The sequence below is a fragment of the bacterium genome, from assembly GCA_035549195.1.
Taxonomy (GTDB): Bacteria; Oederibacteriota; Muellerivitia; order Muellerivitales; family Muellerivitaceae; genus DASZRK01.
On record DASZRK010000040.1, the window covers coordinates 103363 to 111913 of the forward strand.

General features: G+C 57.3%; 5 protein-coding genes. 3 read left to right on the forward strand and 2 right to left on the reverse strand.

The annotated features are described in order from the left end of the window. Nucleotides 1-12: 12 nt before the first annotated feature. Together VHE12_08580 and VHE12_08585 are read left to right on the forward strand one after the other, a co-directional pair. Entirely contained in the window at nt 13-2943 is a 2931-nt protein-coding gene (locus tag VHE12_08580; GenBank protein ID HVZ80839.1) for a PA14 domain-containing protein, read from the forward strand. A 52-nt stretch (nt 2944-2995) separates the two neighbouring features. Beyond that, complete coding sequence (locus VHE12_08585) at nt 2996-4981, forward strand: hypothetical protein (protein HVZ80840.1); 1986 nt, start codon at nt 2996-2998, stop codon at nt 4979-4981. Between the two features lie 12 nt (nt 4982-4993). Here the strand turns inward: VHE12_08585 and VHE12_08590 are convergent, their stop codons facing one another. Further along, nucleotides 4994-7009, reverse strand: coding sequence for a hypothetical protein (locus tag VHE12_08590; GenBank protein HVZ80841.1), 2016 nt, complete (start codon nt 7007-7009; stop codon nt 4994-4996). A 219-nt stretch (nt 7010-7228) separates the two neighbouring features. Between VHE12_08590 and VHE12_08595 the strand changes: the two genes are divergently transcribed. Further along, nucleotides 7229-7942, forward strand: coding sequence for a methyltransferase domain-containing protein (locus VHE12_08595; GenBank protein ID HVZ80842.1), 714 nt, complete (start codon nt 7229-7231; stop codon nt 7940-7942). A gap of 51 nt (nt 7943-7993) precedes the next feature. Here the strand turns inward: VHE12_08595 and VHE12_08600 are convergent. After that, a partial coding sequence (locus tag VHE12_08600; protein HVZ80843.1) for a glycosyltransferase occupies nt 7994-8551 on the reverse strand: 558 nt, incomplete at its 5' end.

Consider the following 8551-nt stretch of genomic DNA (forward strand, 5'->3'; position numbering starts at 1 on the left):
AGAAAGAAAACCTTGGCCGGCAAAAAGTCCGGATCCTTATTGGAGAGTGTTGCCGTCGCTTACGCTTGGTTGGGTTTGTGCCTCGCCCTTTTCACGGCCGGTCAACTGCAATTGTTCCGTGGCCGGATGATCATGGGTTTCTCCTTTTCGGTGGTTGCGGTGCTTTTGGGCCTTTCCTTCTACCTTCAAGGAATCCTGCCGGTCGCCCTTGGAAAGATCCGGAAGGATGGGCGTTCCCCAAGGTCTTCCCGGATCGGGAAAGCCTCACGCCATTCGCCGCCATGGCGAGCCTTGAAGCCAGCCAGCCTTGCCCGGATCGTGGGAGCCGTCCTTGGCTTGGCCCTGGCCGGTATCGGTCAGTCCTTTTGGGTCCAGACGGGTAACGGATCCACTTTAGCCGTAGGTTCCTGGTTTTTCTTGGCGGCGTCGGCACTCTTCCTGGGATCTTTCCGGCCCTGGAAGCGTGAAGGTTCCAAACCCTTTTCTTTGCCCTGGAGGGTGGAACTGGGTTTGTTGGGAACCGTTCTGCTGATCGCGGCATTCCTCAGGGCCTATCAGATCGACACGATCCCTTCCGGACTTTTCATTGACCAGGGGTTCCAGGGCTATTCGGCCCAGCGAATTCTGCACGAGGGATGGCGGCCCTTCTATGTGGAAGATATCTTCCATGCCTACTCCTTGGCCCTCTATCAACTGGCTTTTTGGTTCGGGATCTTCGGGGCCGGTGAAGTCAGCCTGAAGCTTTTCTACGCTTTTTTGGGACTTCTTGGCTTTCCCTTGGTCTATTGGACCTTCCGGCAGTTGGCCGGACCCCGGATGGCTCTCCTTTCCCTTTTCATCCTTGCGGTCATGCGATGGAACATTAATTTTTCCAGGAATGGTTTTCCCACGGTCCAGATGACCCTCTATATGTTCGGAACGATCGCTTTTCTTCTTTACGCCATTCGCCGGGAACGCGACGCGGACCAGGTTTTGTTCCACAAGGTGGCCATGGTTGCGGCCTTCTTTTTCGTCGTTGGGGTCTTCCCCTTCGCCTTCCAGTCCCTTTTTTGGACCCTTAAGCCCCGATCCGTGACGCTGGCGGTGGCCGCGGTAGTGGGTGCCCTGGGGCTTCTGGGATGGATGGTTTATGCCCTGAAGGCTTCGAAGGACCGCGATACCTTGATGGCCACTTTATTGGCGACCGGATTCTTCGCCGCCGGTTTCTACACGTATCAGGCCTACAAGGTCTTCCCCTTGCTGGTCCTGGCCTGGGCGTTCTATGAGGTGATCGCGGATCGGGCTGCCATCCGCAAGAAATGGAGATATATCGTTCTGTTCGCGGTGGCGGGGATCTTCCTGATCCTTCCTGTGTTGGGCAATCCCCAGACCCGGGAAACCGAACTATCCATTTTCACCCGCGTCCACCTGGAGCATAGTTGGAAGCCCTTTTGGGAGGTCCTTTCCCGCACAGCGATCATGTTCAACCGCCTGGGGGACCCCAACGCCAGGCACAACCTCCAAGACCAGCGGATGTTGGACGATGTTTCCGGCACTCTTTTCATCTTGGGACTGGCCTATTGCCTGGCCAGAGTAGGAAGAAGGCCGTCTTTTTATGTGCTGGCGGGGTTCTTCATCATGAGCCTTCCTTGCATCCTTTCCATCGATGCCGCCCACGCGAACCGCCTTTTTGCGCTGACACCCTTCATCGCGTTCCTGGTGGCGTCCCCTTTGGAAGCCATTTGGGGAAGGATGAGGGAAACCTGGGGTTTGCGGGGGGAATGGATCTTCCTGGCCCTGGTGGCGCCCTTCCTTGGGTGGATGACCGCCCAGAACTTCAAGGTGTATTTCCATGATCAGGCCCGAAGTTTTGGAGGATGGCATGAGTATGCGCCCCAGGAGACCGAGGTGGGCCGGATCGTCGCGAGGAACGGGGCGGCGTATGATTACTACGTGTCGCCACGCTACTACAATTATTACACCATCGACTTCCTGGGTTACGGCCAATTGGATCATATCCACTCCATGTTGTTCCCCGAAGCCTTGATCTCACATGGCCCGGATACATCCCGAGGCCTTTATTACGCGATGGAAGAAGGGCGATCGGGTTATGTGCCCATGTTGAAGTATTTCTATCCGGAAGGGCGGGACCGCTATTTGGTGGACCCATTAGGGAACACGGCGGAATCCTTCTACCATGTCGAGGCCGACGCCGTGGCCAAGGAACGGGGCCTGAAGGTCCGATATGACCGGCCCGTTGAGGGGAAGACCGAGGGGCAGGTCGTTTCTTTCCCTTCAGGACTTCCGAAAGGACCCTATCGTGCCGCCCTATGGGGTCAGATCTATATTCCCGTTCCGGGCCGATATTCATGGAAGGTCGAAGCGCCGTTTCGGACCTCCTTCCAGGTCGGCAAGAAGGCCGCGGCGGAAAATCGTTGGATGATCCGTGGCTATTATCCGGTGAAGTTCGAGATGGACGTGCCCGCAGGGACCATTCCGGACTTGAAGATCGAGCAGATCGACGCAAAAGGCCTTGGTTCGCCCGTCACCCCGGGGTCCTTCACCAACCTTCCTCCCTTTCGGGGGCTCAAAGGGGAGTATTTCCGGGGTCCGGTCTGGGACGAAATGCCTTTTTTGGCGGAATACGATCCTATCGTCAACTTCACCAATGGGAACGATTTCTCAGCCGCCACGAACGCGGGGCGTTGGACGGGAAAATTCCGAGCTCCGAGGGGAGGGGAATACAAATTCTTCGTCCAGATGGACGGTCAGGCGGAATTGCGCATCGACGGAAAGCCGATCGGTGAGAGGCAGTCCCGGATCAGCCTGGCCCCGGGGCTCCACGCCCTGGACCTCAGGGCTTGGCGGAGCGGCAATAACCTCTCTAGCCTTTCCCTTTACTGGATACCTCCAGGCGGGTCAAGAGAAGTCATGCCTTGCACCGCGTTCGAGGAAGTGCCCTAATCCCAAGGCCGGATGAGAGAAGCCCGTTCGGCTGGGTCTGGCAAGAGGCCCCATGAAAAATCTCCGTCCAATCCTTATTTGGTCACTGGTCTCGCCCCTCTGGGCCTTGGGGCCCATGGTCCAATTCCAGGACCTGGTGGCGGGCAACGGCCAACCTGGATTCGCTGACGGCGCTTTCTATTCGGCGCAGTTCCATGATCCCCTGGGGATGGCCATGAGCCCCGACGGCTCCATACTCTACGTCGCGGACCGGCAGAACAACCGGATCCGCGAGATATCCTTGGACCATTCCAATGAAGTAAGGACCCTCACGGGGGGCGCATCCCCTGGGGCGTTGGATGGACCCTTCGCTACCGCCACTTTTTACGCTCCCTGCGGCCTGTTGGCTTTTCCCGATGGCAGCCTCCTCGTCAATGACCGGGGAAACCATCTTTTTCGCCGCATTGACATTGCCGCCCAGAAAGTTTCTACCCTGCAAGTGGCCCCGGCGATTCCCGGAGGGGTATCGATACCCCTCATCACCGACCTTCCCTGGAACATGGCTTGTGTTCCCGGGGATACCCGTATCTTTTGGACCGAGCCCAGAGCGGGCCAACTGCGTTGTTATGATCCGGGGATGAGGAAAGCCATGACCCTCCTGGATGGGGATCCGCGTATTCCACATCCTGCGGCCCTTTTTGGCGGCACGAAAGGACTTTTCGTGGCTGGCCAAGGACAGACGCAGGTCTTCCAGGTCGCTTTGGGTGCCCGGGAGGGGCAGGCTCCCGTACTGGCCTTGACGCCCGTTGGCCTGGTCCAGAACGCGTTGGCCTTGGCCGGTTCGGGGGACTCCCTTTACGCCCTTCAGTCGGAACCTTCCGCGCCGGTGGTGCGGGTCTTTCCTAATCCGAAGCCCGTTACATTCCTTTCGGTTTGGGGAAAGCCGATGTTGAACCCTTCCCTGGGGGCGATATCACCCCTTTTCCAGAACGATACGGGACTTGACCCCTTGGGCTTCCTCTCCGATTCCCGTTCCCCTGGCCGCTTCTTCGTGTCCAACACCTCACACTCCTTGGTGGGTGCCTTCCGAGACCTCAACCAAGCCTATTTCGACCCGGCCCATGGTGAGGATTATTGGAACCAGGCCCATATCCATGATTTCGAATACCCCGCCGTGAAGCCACCTCATACCTTCCGCATACTCTTGGTGGGGAGGTGCTATCTCTATTGGGAGGCTGATGGGCGCCGCTTTGAGGGGGCGGGCCATGATGGAGAGCAGGAGAACTTGATGCTGGGCGTCTGCAAGAAACTGGAGATCTCCCTGAACGCCCAGGCGGCGTTGGAAGGGGGCTCCCGGCATTTCGAGGTGCTCAACGGGGCCATGCATCACGGAGGGAATAACTTGGACATTTGGGCTAATTATGTTGTTCCGCCCCTGGTACGCCACTACGGGATAGACCTGGTGGTGATCCTCCAGGACGGCGGGTTCAATTTTTTCGACCCCTATTTCATCTCACCCATGGGGAAGGAGGGGCTCCCTACCGATGTTTTCGACCCCGAATACGTCCTGCGGCCGAATAAGGAAAAGGCCCAGGCGGGCGGGATACAGGATTTTACCCAATTATGCCGGAACCACGGTCTGCTGCATGAGGATGACGCCGCCCATTGGAGCTTCGATTGGCGTGGGATGCTGGGCGATCCAGAGGTGCGCCCCCGGCTCATGGGGATCATGCGCAAGCCGGTGGAACTCCTGCGCGATAGGATTGCGGGGGAACGTACCGATGGGACCGCTCCCCGTCTGGCCTTCTGGTTCTATCCCATCAGCAATTTCGAGGAGGGCCCTACCCGGGATTTTTATGCGGAAATGATCAAGAGCGCGAAGGTCCCTTACTTGGACTTGTGCGACGATTTCACCGCTCTCGAACTGGGTTTTTGGCCGATCAAGGAAAACGCGGCCGAAGGGGGGCATTTCACCGAGAACGGCATGGATTTTTTTAGCCTGATCCTGCGGGAGGAGCTGGCCAGGAACCATTATTTGCCGGAAGAACCCGGCAGGTGAAGGAAGGTCGGGCTATTCGGAAGGATCGGTCTTTGGTCGAACGGCCGGGGGGTGGAAGGGGATCATCTTGTCCTCCACCAAATAATGGCTCAATAGATAACCGATCAACCGATCCCCATAGGCGGTGTAATGACCGCTACAACATTGGGTGATGTCGGGATAATAGCCGATCCGAAGGGCTTGGTATCCATCGCTCAGGTCCAAGAACGGGAAGCCGTACCGGTCGCTGACGGCCTGCCAAAAGGGGACCGCGCTATCCGGAAAAGGCGTATAGGGGACGAAAAAAAGGACGGTCTTGGGTGACCCCCCCAGGAGTGTGGGAGAAGAGGAATATCGTTGGGCCATCATTTCAAGACGTTTTCCGGCCATTTCGGTCATATCGTCCTTCATCGTTTGATCCCCGTTCTTATAGATCGTCCATTGATCGTCCCGATCCATCGGGAAAGCGGCCTTGTCGGTGATCCGACCGCCCGATTTCAAGAAACGGTCGTAGAAATCCTTTGCAATTCCGGGTGGTATCCGCTGAGCCAAGGGCTTCAGGAGGTATTCGGGTTCGACATCCTCCGCAGGAATTCCCTCCGCGGTCATGGGGTGGATGAAATAGTCCTCATAAGCGGACCAACTGACCAAGGCCAGGACCATGTCGATACCGTACCGTTTTACGATGGGCGGGATCTCATAAGGGGCGTAGCTGCTTAAGTTCCGGTCCTTTCGGTTCCATTCCAGGACCTCGAACCGCGTCGAAATTCCCCGAAGAGCCGCTTCCGTGTTCAAGAAGAACTCCAATTGCTTTCCCATGGTGTCATTGCGGAATGTCCCCAAAAAAGCTTGGTAGGTCAGGTTGAAATCGTATGGGGGACCGGGGACGTTCCGGGGCCCCACATAGGTCCGAGAGTCCCCCGCCAATAGGATGCGGAAAGTGTTTTTGGGCTTCTGGGGAGGATAAAGGTAATCCATGACCACGGTGCCCGGTTCCGAGTTGGTGAAAGATTTCCAATAGGGGCCAAAATCATAATCCTTGAACGAGACGACGCCATTGCGAACGATGTGATTGAAGGGTTTTGAAAGATAGAATTTCCTGTCCTCGGTCGGTGAGGCGATGAAACCAACGGGATTATTGGTCGTGAAGGCCAGGAATGGCTCGAACCCTTGATTGCGGTTGTCGATGGTGAAATCCCATGCGGTGGCCAGGGTAACGGGGACGGTCGGATCACCGATCTTGACCAAGGGTTCTTCGCCTATTTGGAGCGCATAAAGCGAACCGCCGGAAAAAGCCATCTCTTGGACCAGATGCGCCTGCCCGAAGGTTTCGGGGATCACGGGGGTGGCCAGCGGAAAGGGAAGGTCCTTCCACTTCATCCGAAAGACCATTGACCCATCCCGGTCGGCCACGAAGAGGCCGTCCGGGCCAGCGGCGAGGGCCATGGGGGATGGGATCTTGGGGTCGTCCCGCAGGATCGTAGCGGCCATCGAGGTCTTGAGCTCGAGACGAATGAGGTCCTTCTGGTCGGGTTCAGTGAAATAGAGGCAATCGGTCTTGGAATCGTACAGCAGGTCCCAGATACGAAAGTCACCCGGAAGGGTGGTGACGGTCCTGGCCCGGAGGTCCAAGACCCGCAAATGAAGGCTCCCCCGGTCGTAAACCACAAGTCGATCGGGTGGAGCGAACACCAGCCGGCCGGGCGAATTGAGGTTTGCTTTATCGAAGGGTCCATCGATGTTCCCGGAGGTCCCGGTCCCGACCAAGGTCTGGACCTCGTTCTTCCGGTCCAAGAGAACCACGCGGACCCTGGAGTTGTCCGTGTCCGCCACAAAAAGTCTTTCTCCCTCGGGATCGAACGCGAGTCCCGAGGGGTTATTGAACCGTGCCCGCTGGAACGCCCCGTCCCGGTATCCGGCCTCAAATCCACCCGCGACCAGGCTGTTGAAGTATTCCATGGGGGCCGGATCGGACCAAACGATCGAATCCGACCCGAAGAAGGAAGTGAAAAGGAAAAGAATGGGCAAGCCGAGTTTCAGGCGGAGCATGGAACCTCCTTGGTTCGCGGGGGATGGGCGCTTGTTTTCCGATGATATGAGGCCCTATTGGTAAATCGTTGGATTTTATCACAAATACAATCCCTCCCGTGAGAACGGATGAGCGGTCCGGGAATGGAACGAAAATACCTTTCACCGTCAAAACAGACCGGCTGTGATAAGATTGCCCGAATTCCAGTTGCCCGATCCGATTCCATTTTGGGAAAAAGAATGCCCGCCAAACGCACCCTTCCGGTCCGAACGGATTTCGAACGCCATAAGGACACCTATCGTCAGGAGATCAAGGAGTCCATTTCTTTCATTGGACAGGACCTTGAATTTTTCACCAAGGTCAAGGTGGACTCCCTATTGGATTTGACCCGTCGATTGGTAGGGGATCCCTCGGGCCTGAGGATCCTGGACGTGGGTTGCGGTATCGGGATCACGGACCGCCATCTGACCGGGCGGTTCAATAGGCTTTACGGGGTGGACGTAAGTCCGGGTATCGTCCGCAAGGCGAAAGCCCTCAATCCCAAAGCCACCTACCGTCATTACAATGGGGACAGGCTACCTTTTCCATCCGGATCCATGGATGTGACCTTCGCCATTTGCGTCATGCATCACGTCAAACCCGACGGTCTCCAGCGGTTCACGGAGGAGATGGGCAGGGTCACCCGGAAAGGGGGGCTTATGGTCATCTATGAGCATAATCCCTTGAATCCCTTGACCCGAGTCGCCGTCTCCCGTTGTGAAATGGACCATGACGCGATCTTGCTGAGAATGGGGCAGGTTGGTTCCTTGTTGGGTAAAAGCGGCGAGATCCTAGAAAAACGGTACATCCTATTCACGCCCCTGCGCCCGGCTCTCTTTCGGGCTTTGGACAGGTCCTTGGCCTGGCTTCCCTTGGGAGCTCAATATTATGTCGCGGCCCGCAGGCCCCACTGATCCGACATGGTCCAAAGAACAGGGAAAAAGGTCGGCAGCGGATGGGTTGGTTTAGGTCCGGGTCAAAGGATCGTAACTGAGCCGCAGCAACAGGGCCCGGCCCAGGTATTTCAGGAGGGTGGAAAGGCCTAGCTTCGATTCCCCCCGGGTGCGGTCGATAAATTCGATGGGAACTTCCTTCAACCTTAATCCGGCCAAGCGGCAGCGGTAAAGGATCTCCGAGACCGTGAAAGGGTCCCGAGCCTGGAGGGTCCCCACTTGGATGGCCTTGAGGGCGGCCTTGGAAAAGGCCCGGAACCCCGAGGTGGGATCCCTGGGGGAAAGACCCAGCACGAACTTCAGGTAATAACGGGCGAAATTGCTGGTCCATTGCCGGTGGAACGGCCGGTCCATATCCTTGCCCCCTTCCATGTAGCGGCTCCCAATGACCACATCGGCTTGCTTTTTCTCCAGGGGTTCGAGCATCGACGGGATGAATCGGGGCTGGTGGGAAAGGTCGGCGTCCATCTCCACCACCGCGTCCGCACCCATGGAAAGCGCCTTCACGAAACCATCCCGGCCCGCCCAACCCCTTCCCTTGACCGAACGGTCCCATTGTAAAAGGAAGAG

What these genes read in the sequence shown, in the direction of transcription:
- VHE12_08585 (HVZ80840.1), top strand. Translation starts at nt 2,996, where the DNA reads ATGAAAAATCTCCGTCCAATCCTTATTTGGTCACTGGTCTCGCCCCTC.
- VHE12_08590 (HVZ80841.1), bottom strand. Translation starts at nt 7,009, where the DNA reads ATGCTCCGCCTGAAACTCGGCTTGCCCATTCTTTTCCTTTTCACTTCC.
- VHE12_08595 (HVZ80842.1), top strand. Translation starts at nt 7,229, where the DNA reads ATGCCCGCCAAACGCACCCTTCCGGTCCGAACGGATTTCGAACGCCAT.